Below are 23,670 nucleotides of genomic sequence, written 5' to 3' on the forward strand. Positions count from 1 at the left end.
TCAAAACCCAAGACTCACGGTAATACTTACTGGAACCTTTTCACGCTCAATGGAATTGGTTTCTACCTTTATCTTAACATCTGCCGGCTCCTCTTTAAAGACGATGTTGTTTGCTTCCAGACCCAGCCCCATATTTTTGTATTCCTCGCTGTCGTCACCGCCCATCACCTCGAGTTCTTTGATAGGAATTTGGGTGTCAAGCGTGTATAAATGAAACTCGGTTCCATCGTTCAAAGTAGCACTACCTACATTAAGGATTGTAATTTCACCCATCTCGGTTTGTAACGGGGATTGGATATAACCTTTGAATGGAAGTTCCAAGACTTTTTCGTCCGATAGTTCCCCTACATAGGTGATCAAAAAAGTCCCTTCCAGTTGAAAACTGGTGGCACCCTTTTGGGGCGCACCATCTATCTCCAAATTAAGCTCATAAAAGGTTTCATCGGAACTTACATAACCATAGGCGCTTTCTTTAAGGACTCCTTGGCCGGTACTCAGCAAGTCGTGGCCCATATCATCTTTGATCATTGTTATCTCAGAATTGTCCATATCCAATTTAAAAAAACGTTTATTCGTATCCAATGGCACCTTGATTCGTAAAGTGGTCCTAGGATTGTCAGCATATTCCTTATTGACACAAATACTAATAATGTCTACTTGGGCCAATGAAGGTAGAAAGGTGAATAGAGCAATGGCAAACAAAATCGGTTTGATCATTGTTTTGAGGTTGATTGTTATCATGATAGTGTGATTTTTTTAAAAATACACATCATGACAGTTAATCCTTTTAAATCTTGTACGAATGGTGAGGATTTTTGGATAACTACCTATATATCAATGATTATTGGTACTGATGTTAATCCAAAAACACCAAACAAACAGGATTCGGGTGTTTGGTCTCATTCAGAAAGGTCAATGTACCTTTTTGCATATCTCTTTTGAAAATAGCAATATTGCTGGTCTTCTTATTGGCGACCAACAAGAATTCTCCCGTTGGGTCCATGGAAAAGTTTCTCGGCCAATCCCCTTGAACGGGTTCTCTTCCAACCAATTCCAATTGACCTGAATCGCTATCCACAGCAAAAATCACAATAGTGTTTTCCCCACGGTTGGAACCATATAAAAATTTCCCGTCCGGAGACAAATGCAAGTCGGCACAAAAGCTTTCCCCATCAAAATCAGCAGCTAAGGTCGATACCACCTGAACTTCCTGATAATTTCCTTCGCCATCTTTTTCAAAAACGGAAATAGTGCTATTCAATTCATTGATGACATATAACATTTGACCATTCTTACCAAAGGTAAAGTGACGAGGGCCAGCCCCATCTTCGAATGGCAAGGAATACTGTTCGGCAGGAACGAACTCTCCATCCTTTTGATTGTATCGTTTTACCGCATCCAGTCCCAAATCGGTAACCATTAGTCCATCTGTATTAAACTGTGCCATGTGCGCATGCGATGTTTTAACGGAGTCCAATGGTTTATGATCGATGATTTGTGGATTCTCGGCCAAGGAGCCATCTTCATTAAGTGAAAAAATAGAAACATTGCCACCGGTATAGTTGGCAACGGCCAAATGTCCGTCTCCCGAAAGTGATACATGACAAGGATGTGCCCCTTGGGTTCCCATGCTGTTCTGAAGTTCCAAAATATCATCTTTCAACTTAAAAGCGGTAACACCCCCGCCCAAACTATCAAAATTGGCAGTTTCTTGGACCGCATACAGGTTTTGTCGGTCCCCGGAAATGGCCAAATAGGATGGGTTCGTCAACTTCGCCGCCAGTTTTTGGTTGGACAGCTCTCCTGTATCCGCATCAAAAGTGTAAGTGTAGATGCCTTTACTATCGCCATCGGTATACGTTCCAACAAACAGGGTGTACATGGGTTTTTCTTGAGGTTTTTTCGCACAAGCGATTGCTAAAACAGCAACTATGCCCGCTAGAATAATTTTTTTCATGGATGTTTAGTTAGGCCACCCAAATTAAACATTCTAAATCAAAATAAAGGGGTTTAAGAGAGTTCGTTCTTGATTTCCTTTTGAAGAAAAATACCGGTTACAATGGTCGATAGCAGATCGGCAATACAAAATGAGAGCCATACACCCAACTCGCCCATAAACTTGGGCAACACCAAAATCAACGGGATAAAAAAGAAGCCCTGACGGGTCAAAGTGAGCAATAAGGCGGGAATGGCTTTGCCAATTGCCTGAAAATATGCGGCACCTATTAACTGTATGGCGATAATGGGAGTCGCGGCAAACACCAAGCGCATGGCCAAAGGCGTATGCTCCAAAACAAAATTGTTGGTTGCCAGTTCTTCGGCAGATAGCTCCGGCCGGTTACTTAGGAACAATGAGGCGATTTCCGAGGGAAAAACCATAAGAACTACAAAAACAAGGGTTGCTACCAAGGCTGCATATTTAATTGCCGTATAGATGGATTGTTTTACTCTTTCAAATTTTTGGGCGCCATAATTGTACCCAGCTATCGGAAGAAATCCTTGGGTTACGCCAAAAACGGGGAACAGGGCAAACATCAACATCCTGCCGATAATGGCATACACCGCTACCATCGCCTCTCCTCCCAAGTTGAACAATATATTGTTCATCAACAAATAGGTAATGCTGGTAACGGCCTGTCTGGCCAAGGTCACAAAACCCAACGAGCCAATTTCCCGAAGAATGGGTCGATCTAGTCCTAAATGGGAAATATCTATTTTTAATTCCGAATTTTTGGACAGGAAAAAATAAAACACGTAAAAGAAACATAGTAAATAACCAACCGTGGTGGCCCAAGCGGCCCCATGCATACCCCAATCGAACACATAAATAAAAATATAGTCCATCAAGAGGTTCCCAACGGACGGGATGATCATAGCGATCATGGCAAATCGAGGTTTTCCTTCTGCACGTATCACGGTGTTTCCCATCATGCAAAGTGCAAGGAAGGGCACTCCGTACAAAATGATAGTGTAATAAATCTTAGCGGGTTCAAAAATGGAACCTTTACCGCCAAAAGCTGGAATCAGGTTATCCACAAAATAGAGCCCTAGCGCCACCATGGAAATAGTGACCAACAAGGTCAACGTAATCTGGTTTCCGAACGTTTTAAGGGCCTTTTCCTTGTTATTTGCTCCAAGTGCCCTCGAAATAATGCTGGAACCCCCTATACCAATCGCCATGCCCAAGGCAGCGATAAAGAAGGATACGGGTAACACTACATTGATTGCGGCAATGGCAATGGAGCCTATCCAGTTGCCTACAAAAATGGAGTCCACCAATACGTTCAGGGACATTACCAAGATACCAATCGATGCGGGTACGGCCTGTTTGATCAGTAATTTTCCGATGGGTTCTTCGCCGAGTTCGCTTGAGGTTATTTTGGCCATGCCGGATTAAAGCTTTACATATTTTGTTGGTTGCTTAACTACAGGGTTCCCACCAACTTGCTCTTTTTCTTTTCCAATGTTTGTGCAATGTTATTCCAAAGCGCAATTCTCACCTTTAATGCCTTGGTGCTATAAACCTTAACATCGTCCCATTTTTGCTCATCTGCACCGCATAGGGATTTGATCATACGTAGGGCCAAAGGGCCGTGCTCATCGCCATCCAGCTCTATGTGCCTTTTAAGATAATATTCCAATTTTTTGTACCTGCTCGGCCCATTTGAGCCAGATTGTTCAATAATGCTCAAGAACATATCAGGAATTAAATCCTCCCGGCCAAAGGTAAATGCTGCTGCAATTATATGCGGTTGTCGGGTGCTGATAACATCAAAAGTAAATTGAAGAAAATCCTTTTCTGCTTGGTTGAGTTGAGCTTTTTTAATTTGATCGGAGATTTTATCCAAATTATTGAACGAAGAAATAGTTGCTTGCACTTTCTCCGTATCTGCACCAACCTCTTTCATGGCGTCGAGGTACATTTCAAAATGACTTTTAGGCTCTCCCAACTCGTTGCGGTCCGTTTCTTCCTCCAAAACAATTTCGTTGATGAAACGAGCCACCTCGGTATTGGGGCGTGGCTGCCAGGGCAAATCTACACAAGTTAAGCTGCGCTGAAGTGCTTTTAGGAGCGACATAAAATCCCAAACGGCATACACATGGCTTTCCATAAAGGTTTTAATGTCATCCAATGAATCCAATTGGGTATAAAGTAGGTGATTTTTGAGTGTATTGCGAAGGGGTTCAAGTTCTTTCCCCAGATTTTCAATTTTCATATTCTCTTTGGTTTCGAACTTATCGGATATGGGTTTCGGGCAAAGCACCGTTAACTTCCCATGCTTTGATCCATTTGGCCATAAGTTGGGCCCAGTCGTCGCGGTCGTTCAAGCATGGAATGTGGATGTAGTCTCCACCGCCTGCTTCTTGGAACTGTTCCTTGCCTTCCATGGCAATTTCCTCAAGAGTTTCTAGGCAATCGCTCACAAATGCAGGAGTGATCACGGCCAATTTTTTTATACCTTCTTCCCCTAATCGTTCAAACTCCTTGTCGGTAAATGGTTGCAGCCAAGGGTCACTGCCCAATCTAGATTGGAATGATGTGCTCACCTTTTCATCTGGCAAATTCAGCTCTTTCTTTACCAGTTCGGTAGTATCGTAGCATTGGTGGCGGTAACAGGTATGGTGCGCTACGGAATTGGTCTTGCAACACTGCCCGTTCAGCTGGCAATGGAACTTGGTCGGGTCTGATTTTCTGATATGCCTCTCCGGAATTCCGTGATAGGAAAATAGGATATGGTCGTAATCGAAACCCTTTAAACCTTCCGCTATACTTTTGGATAATATTTTGATGTAATCTGGATTACTGTAAAAGGCCGGTAGAGTGGTCACTTGCATATCAGGGAAATCCTGTTGTTGCACCTCCAGCGCTTTTACAACAACCGTTTCATAGGAAGACATGGCATAATGTGGGTACAGCGGCACCAAGAACACCTCATCGACCCCTTTCTCCTTCAATTCTTGTAACCCTTCTTTAATGGACATGGAACCGTACCTCATGCCCAATGCCACCGGTAATTCGATTTGATTACGGACCTTTTCTGCAAACCTTTCCGAAATAATGATCAAAGGAGAACCTTCGTCCCACCAAATTTTAGAATATGCTTCGGCGGATTTTTTTGGGCGAGTATTCAGAATGATTCCTCGAACTATAATATTCCTTAAAACAGGATTTACATCGATTACCCGTTCGTCCATCAAAAACTCATCCAAATACGGCTTAACATCTTTGGCTGTTGGGCTGTCCGGCGACCCAAGATTGACCAATAAAACTCCTTTCTTCACACTTATTTGTTTTGAGCAGCTAAAATACAACACCAAGAGGACTTCGCCTTTTGTAGCTTACAAAACTTTCTTATGATGAAATAATGAATATCGATTTTGTTTAGACTTTGGGATTGCCTTGAATTATTCTGTCTTATTTTTGAAGTATGGAGTCCTTTTATGATACAGTTTCCAAAGAGTCGCTTATTTACTTGGGCGCTGCCCTTCTGGTGCTCGTTCTCCTGTTTTGGGGTACAGCAGCGCTGATGAAACGATTGGGCAAGAATCCGAAATATCTTTTGCCCAAAAGTTCTTTTAAACGATTGGCTACGCCATTGGTTTTGATTTTTATTGCCGTACTCCTTAGGATGAAGGCATTACGTGACCTCCTTAACCTCGAGGATGCAGGATATTGGTTTAGAAAGGCCAGCACCATCCTTTTTATTTTTGCCATGGCGTGGGCAATGATCGCCATGTTAAAGATTATAAAAGCGGTAATCATTAAAAACTACGACATTGGTGTTGCCGATAACTTAAAGGCACGTAAAGTTTATACACAGTTTACAATTCTGGAGCGTATTTTTATTTTTATCATTGTCTTGCTTGCAACTGGTTTTGCATTGATGAGTTTTGAAGAAATCCGTGAGGTGGGCATCAGTATTTTTGCTTCTGCAGGAGTGGCGGGTATCATTATCGGGTTTTCGGCACAACAGTTTATCGGTACTATTTTGGCTGGCATCCAAATTGCCATTGCCCAACCCATTAAACTTGATGATGTGGTTATTGTGGAAGGGGAATGGGGCCGTATCGAAGAGATTACTTTAACGTATGTTGTGGTGAGTATTTGGGACAAAAGGCGTTTGATCGTGCCTACGCCTTACTTTATCAATCAGCCCTTCCAAAATTGGACCAAAACATCTGCCGATTTAATGGGAACCGTTTTTCTATATGTGGATTATAATGTTCCGTTTGATAAAATTCGAGAAGAACAAACAAAAATCCTGAACAATACCGATCTTTGGGACGGTAAGGTAAACGTAGTACAAGTTACCGATACCAAACCAAATTATTTGGAAATTCGATGTTTGGTCAGTGCCAAAGACTCGTCCACGGCCTGGGATCTCAGGGTATATTTAAGGGAAAGACTGATTGTTTACCTCCAAGAAAATTACCCGGAAAGTATTGCTAGAACCACAAGATTGACGGTTGAACATAAAAATGAAGAAAATTGATGAAACAAACTATACTCGCTCTTTTGTTGACTTTGGGATATGGGTTAAATGCACAACAGATTACCTGTTCCCCAGAGGACAAATCGCTTTTTGAAGTTAAGCTTTTGGACCTAATGCAAACCAAAGGCGCCAACTTGGGCGACACCATAGCACAGGTGGGCCGATCGTTCCTTGGAACTCCGTATGTGGAAAAAACCCTCGAAGTTGGTGATACGGAAACTTTGGTGGTGAACTTCGGCGGATTGGATTGTACAACATTTGTGGAAAATGTATTGGCATTTAGCCTGATGCTGCAAAACCGGCAAAAGGATTTTGAAAGCTTTACGGACAATCTGGAGACTGTTCGGTATAGAAACGGCAGTTTAAACGGGTATCCTTCTCGTTTACACTATTTTACAGAATGGATTCGGAATAACGAGCGTAAGGGGTTGGTAAAGGACATCACCGAGGAATTAGGGGGCGAGAAACTGGAAAAGTCCATTAATTTTATGGGGACCCATCGTAACCTGTACCCTTTTTTGGCCAGCGATGAGAATTTTGAAGCAATGTTAGAGGTGGAAAAGGCACTGGCCACAGAAGAAATTTGTTATTTGCCAAAGGGCCAAATAGAAAGCAAGGAACACCTGATAAAATCCGGGGACATTATTGCTTTGGCCACATCTATAAAAGGATTGGATGTAACACATACCGGAATTGCATTGCACAGACCCGATGGTAGGTTGCATCTATTACATGCTTCCAGTAAGAATGGTGAAGTAGAGATTTCCAAGTTGCCGTTGGCGGATTACCTCAAAAACATCAAAAGCAATATAGGAATCATTGTTGCCAGACCTGCTTTAGTCTCTTTTTAAACACCATTCGATAGCGCCCAAAAGATGCTGGCGGAACATAGGCTCATTGTACGAATCGTCCGTATGGCCTCCCCCTGTATAAAAGGCCCTGCCACCATCAAACTCTTGGAACCAGGCAATTGGATGATCGGGTCCATTGGTGCCCCCTTCATAACTGGTCTCGTCCAAATTGAGCAATACGGTAACATCGGGACTTAGATTTTTATAATTGTACCATTCATCTGTTCTGATCCAAGTTTCCTTCAAGTGGGCAGTGGACGGGTGTATATTGTTTACCACATCAATTTTAGCTTTTCTCACATTAGGGTCATTTGGATGGGAATCAAAATAGCCCCCTACCAATTTACCGTACCAACCCCAATCATACTCGGTATCGGCAGCGGCATGTACACCCAGAAAAGCACCACCTCCTTTAATAAACTGCTCAAATGCAAGCTGTTGAGTATGGTTCAGCACATCCATGGTTGTGTTCAAAAAAACCACTAGCTTGTAATTATCAAGATTTAAGGTATTAAAATCATCTCCGGATTCGGATTGCAAGGCAATAAAACCATTTTGTCTGCCCAATTCCCTAAAGGTCTGCACCCCTTTTTCTATGGATTTATGCCGAAATCCTTGAGTTTTGGTAAAAACAAGAACCAAATCGGGCATTTTTTGCGTATTCTCTTTTTCAGCGGGTATATCTTGTGCCGAAACATGAAGGGCGAAACAGAAGCTGAGTAAATACAGCGCAAATTTTTTCATAAGGGTTTAATTAGGCATTTGAAGTTAAATATTTTTTAGGTGTTGTGCCGAACTTCTTTTTAAAAGAAGCAATAAAATGACTAGCGGTACTGTACCCTACTTTTAATCCCACCTCGTTTACATTGTGCTTTCCTGTTTCCAACATTTTACGGGCATATTCCATTTTGTAATCGAACAAAAAGCCAAAAACAGAGTCTCCATAAATTTGTTTAAAGCCTTCCTTTAGTTTTTTAAGGCTTAACCCAACCTCTTGCGAGAGTTCTGCAAGTGTTGGCGGTTCAGCCATACGGGAAATCATAATTTCCTTGGCCATTCGAATTCGGCGAACATTGTCCTCGTCTGCCAAGTAGGGGCATTGTTCAAGATCGGCATCTTCGGTTTTATTAAAGTACAGGGAGATCAACTCGTACACTTTGCCTTTTAAATACAGTTTTTTTATGGATGGATGCAAATTATAGTTCATTAATTGGCTAAGGACAACGGCCGTGGCCGGAGATAGCATTTCTTGAGAATAGTATTTCTTCTCCTTGTTTTCGTCGCTTAAGAAAGGAATATAATCCGCTTCGTCGGAAAACAGGGAATGGAACTTCCTTATCGTCATAACTACGGAAAGCAGCCAAGAGCCAGGCGAGACCACCAGATCCAAGGGTAGGTCTTTTTGGGTGTTGTACAAGAGCAACGAGTTTTCCTCATTTACTTCCAAATAGTAGTTCCCTTCATTAAAATTGAATTTGGACCTCCCCTTTAAACAAAAATGGAATTGGATGTACGTGCTGTCTATTTCGCGCTCAATAAGTCTAGGGTCCTTGGAGTCGTTCTGAATCTTTAAGATGTAAATTCCGTCCTCTACTAAAATTTCATCATAGGAACCGCTAGCGATATTTTTTAAGTTGTTTTTCAATTTGGTTTAGATGTTTTGTTAATTTAGAATGGCTCTAAATTGTGTTCTGCAATATCAAATTTATCAATAATATCAATACTTGACGTAAATTTTATCAAAAATAAAATACAAAATAAATAGTAGTGGCCTATCTGGTTCCGCTACCGTTATTTTTTGATACATAAGCCTGTTAATTTTGTTCTGCGATTTATATCCTTTATGAGGAACTACCATATTTCAAAACATAATTCCTTCTACGCCATTGGGTTGAGTTACAAGAAGGCGGATGCAGAGGTTAGAGGAAAGTTCAGTCTGGATGTTCCTGCCATTGATCATATATTGGGCAAGGCGAAGGAAATGGGCATCGATGGACTTTTGGCCATTTCTACGTGCAACAGGACCGAACTGTATGGATTTGCACAGCACCCCTATCAACTTATAAAGCTGTTATGTGAGGAGACCAAAGGCACTGTGGAGGAATTCCAGGAAGTGGCCTATGTATATAAAAACCATGACGCGATTTCCCATATGTTCAAAGTAGGAACAGGTCTAGACAGTCAGATTTTGGGTGATTTTGAAATCATCAGCCAGATCAAACAAGGTTTTTACCGTGCCAAAAAGCAGGAAATGGCCAATCCATTCTTGGAACGTTTGTGCAATTCGGTGATCCAGGCCAGCAAACGCATTAAAAACGAGACTGAACTATCTTCTGGGGCCACCTCGGTTGCATTTGCATCGGTAAAATATATTCTGGATAATGTGGATGATATTTCCAATAAGAACATTTTACTTTTCGGGACTGGCAAGATTGGACGGAACACCTGCGAAAATTTAGTAAAACACTCCAACAATTCCCACATTACCTTGATCAACAGAACCAGGGAAAAAGCAGAGGATGTTGCAGGCAAGTTTCAATTAACGGTAAAAGATTATGGAGATCTGCAGTCCGAAATACGAAAGGCCGACATACTTGTTGTGGCCACAGGGGCCCAATTACCAACCGTTTCGAAAGCTTTGGTATACACTAAAAAGCCCTTATTGATTTTGGATCTGTCCGTACCCAAAAACGTATCCGACGATGTAAAAGAGCTGGAGAACGTTACCTTGGTGCATTTGGATCAGCTGTCGCAAATTACCGATGAGACTTTGGCCAAAAGAAAGGAATTTATCCCAAAGGCAGAAGCGATTATTGAGAAAGTGAGAAAAGATTTCCTTAAATGGTTGGAAACGCGAAAGTTTGCTCCGGTAATCAATGCCCTTAAGGACAAACTGAACACAATGAAAACCGAAGAAATCGATTTTCAGACCAAAAAAATAGAAGGTTTCGACCAAATTCAAGCAGAAATCATCTCCGATAGGATCATACAAAAAATTACCAAACAGTTTGCCAATCACTTAAAGAGCAACGAAGTGGATACGGAGGACAGTCTGGAACTTATCCAGAAAGTATTTCAGCTAGAACTACATTCCAAATGAGCAAGATAATCCGCATTGGAACCCGCGATAGCGAATTGGCGCTGTGGCAAGCCACTACCGTTCAAAATAAATTGGAAACACTAGGGTACGATACCATTTTGGTGCCCACAAAATCCATGGGAGACCAAGTGTTGGACAAACCTCTGTACGAGTTGGGGGTTACCGGTATTTTTACCAAAACACTGGATGTAGCCTTGTTAAAGGGCGATATAGATATTGCTGTACATTCCATGAAGGATGTACCCACCCAACTCCCTAAAGGCATAGTACAAGTGGCCGTACTTGAGCGCGCCGTTACCCACGATATTCTGGTACATAAAGGTTCTGGTTTTTTGGAACAGGACCAACCTGCGACCATTGCCACGGGCAGTTTGCGCAGAAAAGCCCAATGGTTGAACAAATACCCCGACCACAAAGTGGTGGACCTTAGGGGAAACGTAAACACTCGCTTGTTAAAACTTATCGAGAACAACTGGCAAGGTGCCATTTTCGCACAAGCAGGATTGGAGCGTATTAAACTATTGCCCAAAGACGCCATTCAATTGGATTGGATGGTTCCCGCTCCCGCACAAGGTGCCATGTTGGTGGTCGCCAAACAGGAAGATGACTTTACCCAACAGGCATTGGCCCATCTTAACCATTCGGAAACCGAAGTGGCAACAACCATAGAGCGTGAATTTTTGCGCACTTTGGAAGGAGGATGCACTGCCCCAATAGGAGCATTGGCCCAAATAAAGGATAAAAAAGTGCATTTTAAAGGCGTAGTGTTCTCTTTGGACGGCAAAAAAAAGATTGAAATTAAAAAAGAGGTGAAACTGTCCGAAGCAAAGAACCTTGGCAAGGCGTGTGCGGAAGAAGTGCTAAAAAACGGCGGTGATAAATTGATGCAGGAAATCAGAAATGAAAACAGTGCTGTCCACTAAAATATTAAGCCCGTCACAAAAAGAACTTTTTCTAAATTCCGGCTTGGGATTGGTGGAATACAATGCGCTATCGATCGAGTTTCTCGAAGACAAGATACCTTTGGAACACAAAAATTACGTTTTTACCAGCCAGAATACAGTCAAGGTTTTTATAAAGCAAACCGAAGGATTGGACAGGGCCGGGTTTCGTGCATTCTGCGTAGGCGATAAAACGCGATCGCTTTTGGAAGATAATGGAGTATTGGTCGTGGAATCCACGCAGTATGCTTCAGAATTGGGAAAAGTTATTGCACAAAAATATCGCTGTGAATCCTTTTTGTTTTTATGTGGGAACAAAAGAAGGGATGATTTGCCCAATGCCTTTAAAAAAAATAACATTCGGTATAAAGAAATGATGGTGTACCGGACTCACTCGAACCCTAAGGCCTTCAATAGAAATTTCGATGGTATTCTTTTTTACAGCCCCAGTGGTATTCAAAGTTACTTGTTGGAAAACAAATTGGGCAACAGCATGTTGTTCTGCATTGGAAACACCACCGCTGCCGAAGCTAAAAAACATTCAGAGAATATAATTTTAGCCAACAAACCGACTGTTGAAAATGTGTTGGTACAGGCGATTAACTACTATAAGAACTTATGATAAAAAACGACTTGTTCCTAAAGGCTTTAAAAGGAGAAACCGTTGAGCGTCCACCCGTATGGATGATGCGACAAGCGGGACGCTATTTGCCAGAATTCATGGAACTTAAGAAAAAATACGATTTCTTTACCCGTTGCCAAACACCGGAACTGGCTTCTGAAATAACCGTACAGCCCATTCGGCGCTATGGCATGGATGCCGCCATATTGTTCAGTGACATCTTGGTAATACCCCAAGCTATGGACATCGAGGTGCAAATGAAGCCCAACTTTGGACCGTATCTTCCCAATCCGATCCGTTCGCAAAAGGATTTGGACCATGTGGTTGTTCCCGATGTTCATGACTCGCTTGGGTATGTAATGGACGCAATTGAAATGACAAAGGAGAAATTAAATGATGAAATTCCTTTGATCGGATTTGCAGGCTCTCCTTGGACCATTCTTTGCTATTGTGTGGAAGGGCAAGGGAGCAAAAGTTTCGACAAGGCTCGTGGTTTCTGCTTTACCCAGCCAAAGGCTGCCCACGAACTGCTTCAAAAAATAACCGATACCACCATTGCTTACCTTAAAGCAAAGGTTAAAGCTGGTGTTAATGCCATACAGGTTTTCGATTCTTGGGGAGGAATGCTTTCGCCCGTGGATTATCAAGAGTTTTCATGGAAATATATCCAACAAATAGTGGATGCATTAAAAGATGAGGCCCCAGTAATTGTATTTGGTAAAGGCTGTTGGTTTGCATTAAAAGAGATGGCCAATTCAGGTGCGTCCGCAGTTGGGGTCGATTGGACCTGTTCTGCGCAAAATGCCAGATACTTAACAGGAGGAAACATCACGCTTCAAGGTAATTTTGATCCAGCAAGATTACTTTCACCCCCAGAAAAAATCAAGGAAATGGTGACACAGATGATCCGTGATTTTGGCAAGGACAAATACATTGTAAACCTGGGCCATGGTATTTTGCCCAACATTCCTATCGAGAATGCCCAAGCTTTTATAGAAGCGGTTAAGGAGTATAAAGGGTGAAGCTTTTTGCGATACTGAAACGGTTAGATGTAAAGAATCTCCTAAAGGTTATCGGTATTGGTTTGAGCAAGCCTCTCTTTATACTCCCGACTATAAGAGCAACAAAGGATTGCTTGGCCATTTCGAGCAAGTACTTTGGTAAACTGCACCATAAACATGGTCCGGCGAACGCATTTAGGCATGCACTATGGAATTATTTGATTGCCAAAAGATGTTTTGCCTGGAGCAGAAACGAAGAATCGGCAACACAATGGGCAAAAAGGGTAACCGATTGGCACGAGGATTCGTTTCCAAACAAAAAATTGCCAAAACAAATGGATTTGCACAATAATGAGGTAGGTAGGTTTATTTATAGGCAAAATGCCGATAAGGTGGAGACCGAGGTTGTAGCCAAGTTGAAAGAAATGACCGGTGAGTCCATCAAAATAAATGAAACGTCAAAACTTTCCAATTATAAATACCAAATGGTACATATTCTTTGATAAGTTATGATGAATACAGCTTTTCAAATAGATTATCTTAAACCGGACGATGCAGAAAGCTTATCTCTTTTAATGCGATCGAACCGGGAGATATTTGAACGTTTCTTCCCAAACACCCTACAACAAAACCTTTCAGTGCTCGATTCTCGAAATTACATTGAAAAAAAAGACCAAGAAATTGCTAAGAAAGAGGAATTCACCTTTGCCATAAGAAAGAATAACGACCAAAGCATACTCGGCTTGGTCATACTAAAAAATATTGATCACAACATCGGAGAGGGAGAACTTGCTTATTGTTTGGACAGTGATTACCATGGTAAGGGCATCACCAGTTCTTGCATAAAACAAGCAATAGATTTTGCTTTTGATAAAATAGATTTAAAAAGCCTTAAAATTATAGCGCATAAAACTAATCGAGGAAGCATTGGGGTTGCTCTAAAATGCGGTTTTCAATGGAAAAAAACAATCCAAAAAGCATATCGACCGCCCAACGAAGATTTTCTCGATATGGAACTTTACGAATTATATTATGAAGGATAAATTTTACGAATACATTCAAAAACTACAGGATACCATCACCCATAAATTGGAAGAGTTGGATGGTTCAGCTACATTTCAACAGGATTTTTGGGAGCGCGAAGAAGGTGGTGGCGGCAGAACACGGGTAATCGAAAACGGAGCAGTGTTCGAAAAAGGCGGCGTAAATATTTCAAAAGTACATGGCCCGTTGCCCAAGAGTATGCAAAACTACTTTGGAGTGGAAGATGTGGATTTTTTCGCCTGCGGACTGAGTTTGGTGATTCATCCAAAAAATCCAATGGTGCCCACGGTGCATGCTAACTGGCGCTATTTTGAAATGTACGACAAGGAAGGTAACATTGTGGATCAATGGTTCGGAGGCGGACAAGATCTTACTCCCTACTACCTGTTCGATGAAGATGCCATTCATTTTCATTCAGTCTGTAAAAAAGCCTGCGATGCCCATAATCCGGATTTCTATCCCGACTATAAAAAGAAGTGCGACAACTACTTCTGGAATGCCCATCGGAACGAAGCCCGTGGGGTTGGTGGATTGTTCTTCGATTATTGCAAAGCATCCAAAGAAACCAGTATGGAAGATTGGTACAATTTTGTAACCGAGGTCGGGGACAGCTTTTTGGGGGCCTATGTTCCTATTGTCGAAAAAAGAAAGGAATTGCCGTACTCCCAAGCACAACGCGATTGGCAGGAGATTCGGAGAGGACGCTATGTGGAGTTCAATTTGGTGCACGATAAGGGCACGCTCTTTGGGTTGCGCACCAATGGCAGAATAGAAAGTATTTTGATGAGTCTGCCACCTCATGTACAATGGAGGTACGATCACCATCCAGAAAAGAACAGTGCCGAAGCAAAATTGATAGAAGTACTCCAATACCCAAAAGAATGGGTGTAATATGTAGTCGTAAAAACAAGCCATGAGACAGAAAATTTATCAAATTGATGCATTTGCCAACCAGACTTTTGCCGGCAACCCTGCCGCCGTTTGCATATTGGATGCCTGGTTGAGTCCAGAACTGATGCAAAACATAGCTCGGGAAAATAATTTGGCCGAGACCGCATTTGCCGTTAAAAAAGATGACACCTACGAAATACGCTGGTTTACTCCAGAGCTGGAAGTGGACCTATGTGGCCATGCCACCTTGGCTACGGCCTTCGTATTGTTTCATTTTTATAATTTAGATATGGATACCGTTCGGTTTTTCTCGCATCGTAGCGGAGGACTTACTGTTGCCAAAGCTGATAATGGCTGGTTAACAATGGATTTTCCGGCAGATATTCTTGTTGCGATCAAAAATATTGACGAGATCGATCAAGCTTTGGGTAAGTCCCCCATCAAAACCTTTAAGGGTAAAACCGATTACATGCTTGTCTACAGTTCTCAAAAAGAGATTGAAAAAATTGAGCCCAACTTTTTCCTTTTAGATCAAGTGGATGCCAGAGGAGTTATTGTTACCGCACCGGGCACCGAAGTGGATTTTGTATCGCGGTTTTTTGCCCCTTCCTGCGGTATACCCGAAGATCCGGTTACCGGTTCGGCACATACCTCCTTAACGCCCTATTGGTCCAAAGAATTGGACCGGACCAAAATGACGGCAAAGCAGCTATCCAAAAGAGGTGGAGACCTGGTTTGCGAATATTTAGAGGATAGGGTTAAAATTTCTGGCAAAGCAGTACCTTATCTGGAAGGAGAAATAGATATTTAGGGCTAAGTCATAAGCTATAAGTTTAAGCTATGGTAAACTATAAAAATTATAAAGTATGGGAAAGGTCACATCGACTCGTTTTAAGCGTATATGGACTTACCAAGAACTTCCCAAAATCGGAAGAATACAATTTAATTTCCCAAATGAATAGAGCCTCCGTATCCATCCCTACCAATATAGCAGAGGGTTGTGGTAGGGAAACTCAAAAAGAATTTATTAGATATTTATACATCGCTTCAGGTTCTGCTCACGAATTGGATTATCTTTTGCTGCTGGCTTCTGACTTAGGATATATAGAATCAGAAACATCTAAAAACATTATTTCAGAAATAGACGAAATCAAGAAAATGCTTGCATCCTTGATCAAGACGATAAAAAAATCAATAAGAACTTAAATAATATAGCTTAAAGCTTACATCTTAAAACTAAAACCATGTACCCACTAATACGAAACCGAAGACTGCGCGCATCCGAATCCATTAGAAGATTGGTCCGAGAGACCCAAGTTACACCAGATGATTTTTTGGTACCGCTCTTTGTAACCGAAGGAAAAGGAATCAAAGAAGAAATTCCATCTATGCCCAACTATTTTAGATTGAGTCTGGACAATCTTGAAAAAGAAGTGAAAGAATTGTGGAAGATGGGATTGTGTTCCGTGCTACTTTTTGTAAAAGTTGATGATAAACTAAAAGACAACAAAGGTACCGAGGCCATTAATCCGAACGGGTTGATGCAACGTGCCATTAAAACCGTAAAAAATGCCTGTCCACAAATGTTGGTGATGACGGATGTCGCTTTAGATCCCTTTTCGGCATACGGGCACGACGGTATTGTAGCAGAAGGACAGATCTTGAACGACGAAACTGCAGAAGTGTTGGCCGAAATGAGCTTGTCCCATGCCCAAGCGGGCGCAGATTTTGTAGCACCAAGCGACATGATGGACGGACGAATCCTTACCATTCGTGAAGCCTTGGAAGATCAAGGCTACCTGAACACTGGCATAATGGCCTACTCCGCAAAATACGCTAGTGCATTTTATGGTCCTTTCCGCGATGCATTGGATTCCGCACCTGTGGATATTGCGGACGTGCCCAAGGATAAAAAAACCTATCAAATGGATTATGCCAATCGGTATGAAGCCATTAGGGAAACCCAAATGGACATTGACGAAGGAGCCGATATTGTAATGGTAAAACCCGGTCTGTGCTATTTGGACATTGTCCGCGAAATTAAAAATGAAGTCGATACCCCCGTTGCCGTATACCAGGTATCCGGAGAGTATGCTATGGTAAAAGCAGCTGCAGAAAAAGGGTGGTTGGACCACGATGCCGTGATGTTGGAGCAATTGACCGCCATAAAAAGAGCCGGTGCAGACATTGTTGCGAGCTATTTTGCCAAGGATTTTGTACGATCTTTGGGATAAACCTTTACCAAATGAAGAAAATATCCATTTCACTCTTGCTCATCACTTTAGTGATGCACCTAACCTTTGCCCAACGCGAACTTATACACGCATATCCATCCAAATTAGGGTTCAACGAAGATTTCATCAATCAAAAAGTGGATTCTATTATGGAGATGGGCATCGACAGTTTGGCATTTCCCGGGGCTCAAGTTTTGGTGGCCAAAAACGATACGGTAATTTTTCACAAAGCCTATGGTTTTCACACTTATGATAAGCTGCGCCCTGTTGCCCTGAACGATATTTATGATTTGGCATCGGTAACCAAAATTACTGGGCCACTGCCAGCCCTTATGAAATTAGTGGACGAAGGCAAACTTGACCTGGACAAACCTTTCAGTACCTACTGGAAACCTTGGCAGAATATAAAAGACAAAAAAAATCTTACGCTCCGCGAAATTTTAGCGCATCAGGCTGGTCTAGAGCCATATATTGTGTTTTTGCAACAAGTGCTCCGAAAAAATGGCAAGATCAAAAAACGGTTTGTCCGCAATTCATCCAACAAAAGATTTAAGGGACAAGTGTATGATGGTCTGTACATCAATGACCGTTTTGGAAGAAAAATGAACCGACTCATTGGCCGCTCCAAAGTTTCAGATGAAAAGAAGTATAGATATTCCGGTCTCACGTTTCTTATTTTCCCTAGTTTGATCGAGCAGCTCTCGGGAATCGACTATGAGACTTATCTGGATGTAAATTTCTACCGCCCATTAGGGTGCCATACCTTAGGATATCTGCCAAAAAACAACCATTACATAAATGCAATAGTGCCAACGGAAATAGATACTCTTTTTAGAAAATCCTTGGTAAAAGGTTGGGTACACGATGAAAATGCCTCTCTTATGGGCGGTGTATCCGGCAATGCAGGATTGTTCGGAACGGCGGACGACCTTGCCAAGATCATGCTTTTTTATCAAAATTATGGTATGATGGACGGTGAGCAACTTATTTCGGCCGAGACCGTAAAAGAATTTACCCAAGTGCAGTACCCGGAAAACGAGAACCGTCGTGGTTTAGGTTTTGACAAGCCATTGTTGGACAATGCCGAGCTTGCCCTGGAGGATGCTTACCCCTCTCCTAGGGTAGGGCCTAAAAGTTTTGGGCACTCCGGATTTACCGGCACCTTTGTATGGGCGGACCCAGAAAACCAACTTACATTTATTTTTCTGTCGAATCGGGTATACCCTTCCAGAAGCCATCGTCAACTGTACAATCTGAACATCCGGACAGCATTGCAGGATGTTTTTTATAAAGCTCAGGGTATAAGCCATTAAATTGATTCCGATTGCCTATCTTGGTACTAAAGATTTAGCCATTCTATGGGACTACTCATTTTTTACGCCCTCATTTCAATTTTCTTTTCATTCTTGTGCTCTATATTGGAGGCAGTGCTACTGAGCATCACCCCTACGTTTATCAATGTAAAAAAACAAGAGGGAAAAGAATATGCAGCCACTTTGGAAAGCCTTAAAAAGGACGTTGACAAGCCGCTGATCGCCATTCTTACCCTTAATACCATCGCACATACCGTGGGCGCTATTTTGGTGGGCGTGCAGGCCAAAGTTGCCTACGCAGAAATGTACGGAAGTACCGAACGTAGCATTCTTGGTTTTACACTTACCGAAGATCTTATGGTTGGGATCGTTTCTACTATTATGACGATTTTAATTCTGGTAGCTTCGGAAATAATTCCCAAGACCATTGGGGCCACTTTTTGGAAGCAATTGGCCAATTTTACGAGCAAGGCATTGAACGTTATGGTGTTTATCCTAAAATGGACAGGTTTGTTATGGCTATTACAACTTTTCACCAAACTTGTAGGAGCCAAGGGAGAGCACGGAAGCATACTGAGTCGAGAAGATTTTAGTGCAATGACGGAAATTGCCGAAGAAGAAGGTGTGTTCAAGGAATCAGAATCCAAAATGATCAAAAATTTACTCTATTTTGATGAAATCCTGGCCCGTGATGTAATGACGCCAAGAACGGTAATGAAAGTAGCATCCGAAGATACCCCGATCAAAGAGTTTTTTGAAAAGAACCGTCCCCTGCGATTTTCCAGGATTCCGTTGTACAAGGACCGTATGGACAACATTACCGGTTTCTTTTTAAAGGACGAACTATTGGAAGCCATCATCAACAAAAAAGGAAATCAGACCTTGGCCACCATCCGTAGGGATTTGCTTGTTACCAACCGGGGAAAGTCCATAAATGATCTTTTTAAAACATTTGTACAGAAACGCGAGCACATTTCTTTGGTTGTGGATGAGTATGGTTCGGTAAGTGGCTTGGTAACCATGGAAGATGTAATAGAAACTCTTCTTGGGTTCGAGATTATGGACGAAAGCGACAATGTAGAGGACCTACAAAAGCTGGCCAGAAAGAATTGGCATGCCCGCGCCAAACGGTTGGGTATTATTGAAGGTGAAGATGAGGTTGAATAATGGAAGTTGCTTATATACAAACACCTATAGGTGTAGCCGAGTTAAAAGGAGACAAGAACGGACTTGCATCGGTTACGGTTTTAAACAACAAAAAACCAATTGGTACAATACCAACGGAACTTAAGGAAGCAGCAGAGCAATTTCAACAGTATTTTAATGGAAACCGAACGGTATTTAACCTCAAGCTAAACCCATCGGGCACCGATTTTCAGAAAAAAGTATGGAATGCTCTTTTAGAAATTCCTTTTGGAAAAACCATTTCTTATTTGGAACTTTCCAAACAACTCGGTGATGTAAAGGCCATTCGTGCAGTAGCCTCGGCCAATGGCAAAAATCCACTGTGGATTGTGGTTCCTTGTCATCGAGTAATAGGAACCAATGGAGACCTCACAGGATATGCAGGTGGACTGCATAGAAAAAAATGGTTATTGGAACACGAGAGTCCTGCAAAGCAGACGACTCTTTTTTAATTAGTTGCCATGCTTTATAAACTTAACCTGGAACATATCCTTTTTTTGGATATTGAGACTGTGCCCCAACATCAACATTTCAACGATCTGGATGAAACTGGCCAACACTTGTGGGAACAAAAAACACAATATCAACGTAAGGATGAATTCACCGCTGAGGAATTTTACGGCCGGGCCGGAATTTGGGCCGAATTTGGGAAGATCATATGTATATCTGTTGGTTATTTTACCCATAAAGGAGACATAAGGAGTTTTAGGGTGACTTCCTTTTATGGTAGTGAAAACAAAATTTTAATAGAATTCAAACAACTGCTCCAAGACCATTTTAATCATGCCAAACATCTCTTGTGTGCCCACAACGGAAAGGAGTTCGATTTTCCCTATATCGCCCGCAGAATGGTAATAAACGGAATCAATCTACCCTATAAACTGGATCTTTTCGGGAAAAAGCCATGGGAAGTACCCCATTTGGATACCATGGAACTATGGAAGTTCGGTGATTACAAGCATTATACCTCCCTCAAATTATTGTCGCATATTCTTGGGATACCTTCACCAAAAGAAGATATGGATGGTAGTATGGTAAAGGATGTATTTTACAAGGAGAATGATATTGACAGAATCATTGCCTATTGTGAATTGGATGTTGTGACCACTGCACAGGTGTTTTTACGCATGCGAAACGAGGAACTTTTAACGGATGATGAAATTAAGAAGGTATAGGCAAATGTTCCCTTTACCATGCTAATTATATGTCTTTCCAAACGCAGTAAGGTATCTTTTTTTATCTACTAAAAAGTCTGTCATCGTCATTTCGAACTGTCAGCCTGAGCGCTGGTCATTGAGCAAAGTCGAAATGAGTCGAGGGGGCAGGGAGAAATCTTTTTATCCAGTAATCGGACATCAGAAGTCTGAGCTTTGATTTCTGTCCTCTGACATCTCAAATCTCATCATCTCAAAAACAAAAACCGCCGACAGCCCTTGGGCCGTCGACGGTGTTTTTATTTGATTTCTTGTGAATCGTGTTTATTGACAGTCACCGGGATCTGCCTGGGCATCACCGTCTAAGACCCAAGAATTTGAATTCACTAAAATTGCCCTGGCGGTTTCGGTTTCCACCGTTGAGCAATAGGTCAATCCTATTGCACCCAATGTTATGTTGTTCGGAATGTTCTCATTCCCTTGGGAGGCCCATCCAATCAGCGTGGCCCCATAATTTGCAGGGGACATTCCCGAATTATCCAACATTCCTGATGCATCCTGCAAACTGGAAAGGTCCCAACCCCCGATGTCCTGGTTGAAGAGGTCAGCACCTGCGAACATGCTTAACATACTTTCTACATTCGAGGTGTCCCAATTCCCGATGTCCTGATTAAAGATGTCATTACTTAAGAACATGCCTGTCATATCAGTAACATTTGAGGTGTCCCAATTCCCGATGTCCTGGTTGAAGGAACCGGAAACACCCACCATGGAAAACATCCCTGTCATATCAGTAACATTTGAGGTGTCCCAATTCCCGATGTCCTGGTTAAAGGAATCGGCAGCTGCGAACATGCCTTGCATGTCAATCACTTTCGACGTATCCCATCCCCCGATGTTCTGGTTGAAATCATATGCATTACGGAACATTTCTTGCATTATTGTTACAGCTGAGGTATCCCAATCCCCGATGGCACCATTAAATTGAGTGCAAGCCCGAAACATATTTTTCATGGAATCTACATTGGAGAGGTCGGGCACATCGGTGGCGGTATATTCGGAGAGGTTTGTACACCCATAAAAAGCGGATTCCATATCCCTCCATTCGATATTGCCCCACTGTTGTATGCCTACCAATTTGTCGGCAGAAGGGCTGTCCTTCATGGTAATGGCGGGGAAGTCCCCTTGTATGGACACCAAGTGGTCACCGGCCATATCATAAGCATGGGACACAAAAACAGCATCATTGATGTTGTACTGGGGTTTCTCCACTGTACCATCACCCCAATCAATGGTAAAGTTATACGCATAATCGTTGCTTAAATAGATGATTACCGCTTCCCCGTTCTGCTCGGTAACCCACTTGGTCACAAAGGTGGAGGGGTCCTCGGCGGAGGTGATGTCCTCCACAATCACGGTCACAAAGATTTCGAGCTCGTTAAGGCCATCGCTGGCGATCACGGTGATGTTGTGCACGGTCTTGGCCTCATGATCGAGGTTGGTGCCCTCGATAAGGCTGAGCTCCCCATCGTTGTTGATCTCGAAAAGGTCGCTCTGGTCCACTTGGTAGGTAATGGCCTGCCCCTCGGGGTCCTCGGCGGTGATCACTCCGATAACTTCGGTATCGGCAATGGTCTCCGCCACGGAGAACTCGTACTCCACCGCTCCGGTAGGGGCCATGTCCTCCGTAACGTTGATGGTGACCTCGGCGGTGTCCATGCCGCCCTTGCCATCGCTCACCTGCACGGTGATAGTGTGCTGTGCCTGTTCCGCAAAGTCCAGGGTGGTGCCGGCGGTAAGGCTCAAAACACCCTCGGGGGTGATCTCAAAGCGGTCGTTGTCGTTCTCGGTGATGGAGAAGGTCAGTTCGTCCTGGTCCTGGTCCGTGGCCGTTACGGTCCCTATTCCTTCCGTGTCGGCGATGCTCTCGACCACCTCAAAGGCCTGGTCAGCGATTACCGGGGGATTATTGGTAGGATCGGGCTCGGTCACGGTGAAGGTCTTGGTGCTGGTGTCGGTCTTTCCGCCCACGGTAACGCTGATCTTTCCTGATGTGGCACCCTGTGGCACGGTGATGGTCAGTTTGGTTGCCGTGGGCGTACCGCTTATGGTCGCCGTGGCGCTTCCCAGCTTCACGGTGTTGGCAGCGGCGGTGGTGGCGAAGTTGGTCCCGTTGACGGTGACCAGGGTGCCCACCGGGCCCTGTTCGGGGGTAAAGCTTGTTACGGTGGGGCCGGTCGGCGTGCTGGGCCCATCGTCCTTGGAGCAGGACCATAGGGCGGCCACTGCAAGGAGCGAAAGGGCTAATTTTTTAAGGTTCATAGTCTTTGTTTTTTAAGATGAAAGGTACAAGGTGCCGATTTTCGGGAAGAGTTCGGTGCACGATCTGACGGATGCCCCGTTTGGGTTGACGGATGTTCTTTTTTGAAGAGGTCAGAGATCTGTTCTTGTCATTTCGAACTGCCACCCCGAGCGCTGGTCATTGAGCTAAGTCGAAATGGGTTGAGGGGGCAGGGAGAAACCTTTTTATTTTGAGATTTCTCAATCGATGCTTTGCATCTCATGTTGAAATTACCTCCGATATTACTTTTGCATACATGGTGTCCCATTAATGGGCTTTTGGTGTGTACACTTCAAAAGGTATCGCTGTCCAGAGTATAAACAGCATGACATATAATCGATAATTTCTTTGGATAGCCTTAGACCTTCTTACTACAAAAAGTCTAGTAAAATCTCGATTTGGGTTCAACAAACTTCATTTCCACGATTACCTGTGGCAAACTTTCGTTCAATAGCCTACAAAAATAGAGTGACCGTTCTGTAAATCCCGATATCGATGG

24 protein-coding genes are annotated in these 23,670 nt (G+C 42.9%); 16 read left to right on the plus strand and 8 right to left on the minus strand.

From position 1 onward, the window contains the following. From ACXAFK_RS01110 to hemH, 5 genes are all read right to left on the minus strand, one after another. A complete protein-coding gene (locus ACXAFK_RS01110) occupies nucleotides 1-741 on the minus strand; it encodes a hypothetical protein (protein ID WP_474956516.1) in 741 nt (246 codons plus the stop codon). 115 nt (nucleotides 742-856) lie between these two features. Beyond that, entirely contained in the window at nucleotides 857-1,957 is a 1,101-nt protein-coding gene (locus ACXAFK_RS01115; RefSeq protein ID WP_474956517.1) for a lactonase family protein, read from the minus strand. A 53-nt stretch (nucleotides 1,958-2,010) separates the two neighbouring features. Continuing rightward, nucleotides 2,011-3,387, minus strand: a complete 1,377-nt coding sequence (locus tag ACXAFK_RS01120) for an MATE family efflux transporter (protein ID WP_474956518.1) — start codon at nucleotides 3,385-3,387, stop codon at nucleotides 2,011-2,013. A 38-nt stretch (nucleotides 3,388-3,425) separates the two neighbouring features. After that, nucleotides 3,426-4,217, minus strand: coding sequence for a DUF3050 domain-containing protein (locus ACXAFK_RS01125; protein WP_474956519.1), 792 nt, complete (start codon nucleotides 4,215-4,217; stop codon nucleotides 3,426-3,428). A 19-nt stretch (nucleotides 4,218-4,236) separates the two neighbouring features. Beyond that, complete coding sequence (gene hemH, locus ACXAFK_RS01130; RefSeq protein ID WP_474956520.1) at nucleotides 4,237-5,283, minus strand: ferrochelatase; 1,047 nt, start codon at nucleotides 5,281-5,283, stop codon at nucleotides 4,237-4,239. Between the two features lie 146 nt (nucleotides 5,284-5,429). Here hemH and ACXAFK_RS01135 point away from each other — a divergent pair, with 146 nt between their 5' ends. Continuing rightward, nucleotides 5,430-6,494: a mechanosensitive ion channel family protein gene (locus ACXAFK_RS01135; RefSeq protein WP_252081090.1), complete on the plus strand. Its 1,065-nt coding sequence runs from the start codon at nucleotides 5,430-5,432 to the stop codon at nucleotides 6,492-6,494. Continuing rightward, nucleotides 6,494-7,345, plus strand: a complete 852-nt coding sequence (locus ACXAFK_RS01140; RefSeq protein WP_474956521.1) for an N-acetylmuramoyl-L-alanine amidase-like domain-containing protein — start codon at nucleotides 6,494-6,496, stop codon at nucleotides 7,343-7,345. Before ACXAFK_RS01135 ends, ACXAFK_RS01140 begins: the two co-directional genes overlap by 1 nt. On the opposite strand, the gene ACXAFK_RS01145 is transcribed toward ACXAFK_RS01140, so the two are convergent. Continuing rightward, on the minus strand, nucleotides 7,331-8,089 hold the full coding sequence (locus tag ACXAFK_RS01145) for a ThuA domain-containing protein (RefSeq protein ID WP_474956522.1): 759 nt from the start codon (nucleotides 8,087-8,089) through the stop codon (nucleotides 7,331-7,333). The two genes, ACXAFK_RS01140 and ACXAFK_RS01145, sit on opposite strands and share 15 nt — an antisense overlap. A 10-nt stretch (nucleotides 8,090-8,099) precedes the next feature. Then, a complete protein-coding gene (locus tag ACXAFK_RS01150; protein WP_474956523.1) occupies nucleotides 8,100-8,990 on the minus strand; it encodes a helix-turn-helix domain-containing protein in 891 nt (296 codons plus the stop codon). A gap of 198 nt (nucleotides 8,991-9,188) precedes the next feature. Between ACXAFK_RS01150 and hemA the strand changes: the two genes are divergently transcribed. The 14 genes from hemA to ACXAFK_RS01220 are packed head-to-tail and all read left to right on the plus strand — an operon-like array spanning nucleotide 9,189 to nucleotide 20,851. Further along, nucleotides 9,189-10,445: a glutamyl-tRNA reductase gene (hemA, locus tag ACXAFK_RS01155; protein ID WP_474956524.1), complete on the plus strand. Its 1,257-nt coding sequence runs from the start codon at nucleotides 9,189-9,191 to the stop codon at nucleotides 10,443-10,445. Further along, complete coding sequence (gene hemC, locus ACXAFK_RS01160) at nucleotides 10,442-11,368, plus strand: hydroxymethylbilane synthase (protein ID WP_474956525.1); 927 nt, start codon at nucleotides 10,442-10,444, stop codon at nucleotides 11,366-11,368. Before hemA ends, hemC begins: the two co-directional genes overlap by 4 nt. Next, nucleotides 11,346-12,008 carry a uroporphyrinogen-III synthase gene (locus tag ACXAFK_RS01165; protein ID WP_252081095.1) on the plus strand — a complete coding sequence of 221 codons (663 nt, stop codon included), beginning with the start codon at nucleotides 11,346-11,348 and terminating at the stop codon, nucleotides 12,006-12,008. Before hemC ends, ACXAFK_RS01165 begins: the two co-directional genes overlap by 23 nt. Next, the gene (gene hemE, locus ACXAFK_RS01170) at nucleotides 12,005-13,030 is read left to right on the plus strand and encodes a uroporphyrinogen decarboxylase (protein WP_474956526.1); all 1,026 of its coding nucleotides are present in this window, start codon (nucleotides 12,005-12,007) and stop codon (nucleotides 13,028-13,030) included. The genes ACXAFK_RS01165 and hemE overlap by 4 nt, the downstream gene beginning before the upstream one ends. Continuing rightward, nucleotides 13,027-13,512: a DUF6973 domain-containing protein gene (locus ACXAFK_RS01175; protein WP_474956527.1), complete on the plus strand. Its 486-nt coding sequence runs from the start codon at nucleotides 13,027-13,029 to the stop codon at nucleotides 13,510-13,512. Before hemE ends, ACXAFK_RS01175 begins: the two co-directional genes overlap by 4 nt. A 6-nt stretch (nucleotides 13,513-13,518) precedes the next feature. Further along, nucleotides 13,519-14,052 carry a GNAT family N-acetyltransferase gene (locus ACXAFK_RS01180; RefSeq protein ID WP_474956528.1) on the plus strand — a complete coding sequence of 178 codons (534 nt, stop codon included), beginning with the start codon at nucleotides 13,519-13,521 and terminating at the stop codon, nucleotides 14,050-14,052. Further along, nucleotides 14,042-14,944: an oxygen-dependent coproporphyrinogen oxidase gene (hemF, locus tag ACXAFK_RS01185; RefSeq protein WP_474956529.1), complete on the plus strand. Its 903-nt coding sequence runs from the start codon at nucleotides 14,042-14,044 to the stop codon at nucleotides 14,942-14,944. Before ACXAFK_RS01180 ends, hemF begins: the two co-directional genes overlap by 11 nt. Nucleotides 14,945-14,966: 22 nt before the next feature. After that, nucleotides 14,967-15,755 (plus strand): PhzF family phenazine biosynthesis protein, encoded by a 789-nt coding sequence (locus tag ACXAFK_RS01190; protein WP_474956530.1) that lies wholly within the window; start codon nucleotides 14,967-14,969, stop codon nucleotides 15,753-15,755. 29 nt (nucleotides 15,756-15,784) lie between these two features. After that, complete coding sequence (locus tag ACXAFK_RS01195; RefSeq protein ID WP_474956531.1) at nucleotides 15,785-16,150, plus strand: four helix bundle protein; 366 nt, start codon at nucleotides 15,785-15,787, stop codon at nucleotides 16,148-16,150. A gap of 38 nt (nucleotides 16,151-16,188) precedes the next feature. Then, entirely contained in the window at nucleotides 16,189-17,178 is a 990-nt protein-coding gene (gene hemB, locus ACXAFK_RS01200) for a porphobilinogen synthase (protein WP_474956532.1), read from the plus strand. A gap of 11 nt (nucleotides 17,179-17,189) precedes the next feature. Beyond that, nucleotides 17,190-18,491 (plus strand): serine hydrolase domain-containing protein, encoded by a 1,302-nt coding sequence (locus ACXAFK_RS01205; protein ID WP_474956533.1) that lies wholly within the window; start codon nucleotides 17,190-17,192, stop codon nucleotides 18,489-18,491. Nucleotides 18,492-18,536: 45 nt separating this feature from the next. After that, nucleotides 18,537-19,658, plus strand: a complete 1,122-nt coding sequence (locus ACXAFK_RS01210; protein ID WP_474956534.1) for a CNNM domain-containing protein — start codon at nucleotides 18,537-18,539, stop codon at nucleotides 19,656-19,658. After that, complete coding sequence (locus tag ACXAFK_RS01215; protein ID WP_252081105.1) at nucleotides 19,658-20,128, plus strand: methylated-DNA--[protein]-cysteine S-methyltransferase; 471 nt, start codon at nucleotides 19,658-19,660, stop codon at nucleotides 20,126-20,128. The genes ACXAFK_RS01210 and ACXAFK_RS01215 overlap by 1 nt, the downstream gene beginning before the upstream one ends. A 9-nt stretch (nucleotides 20,129-20,137) precedes the next feature. Then, nucleotides 20,138-20,851, plus strand: coding sequence for a 3'-5' exonuclease (locus ACXAFK_RS01220; protein WP_474956535.1), 714 nt, complete (start codon nucleotides 20,138-20,140; stop codon nucleotides 20,849-20,851). Nucleotides 20,852-21,154: 303 nt separating this feature from the next. On the opposite strand, the gene ACXAFK_RS01225 is transcribed toward ACXAFK_RS01220, so the two are convergent. Next, nucleotides 21,155-23,152, minus strand: coding sequence for a BspA family leucine-rich repeat surface protein (locus tag ACXAFK_RS01225; RefSeq protein ID WP_474956536.1), 1,998 nt, complete (start codon nucleotides 23,150-23,152; stop codon nucleotides 21,155-21,157). Nucleotides 23,153-23,670 lie beyond the last annotated feature (518 nt).

The organism is Flagellimonas sp. ABD4_174 (genome assembly GCF_056160185.1).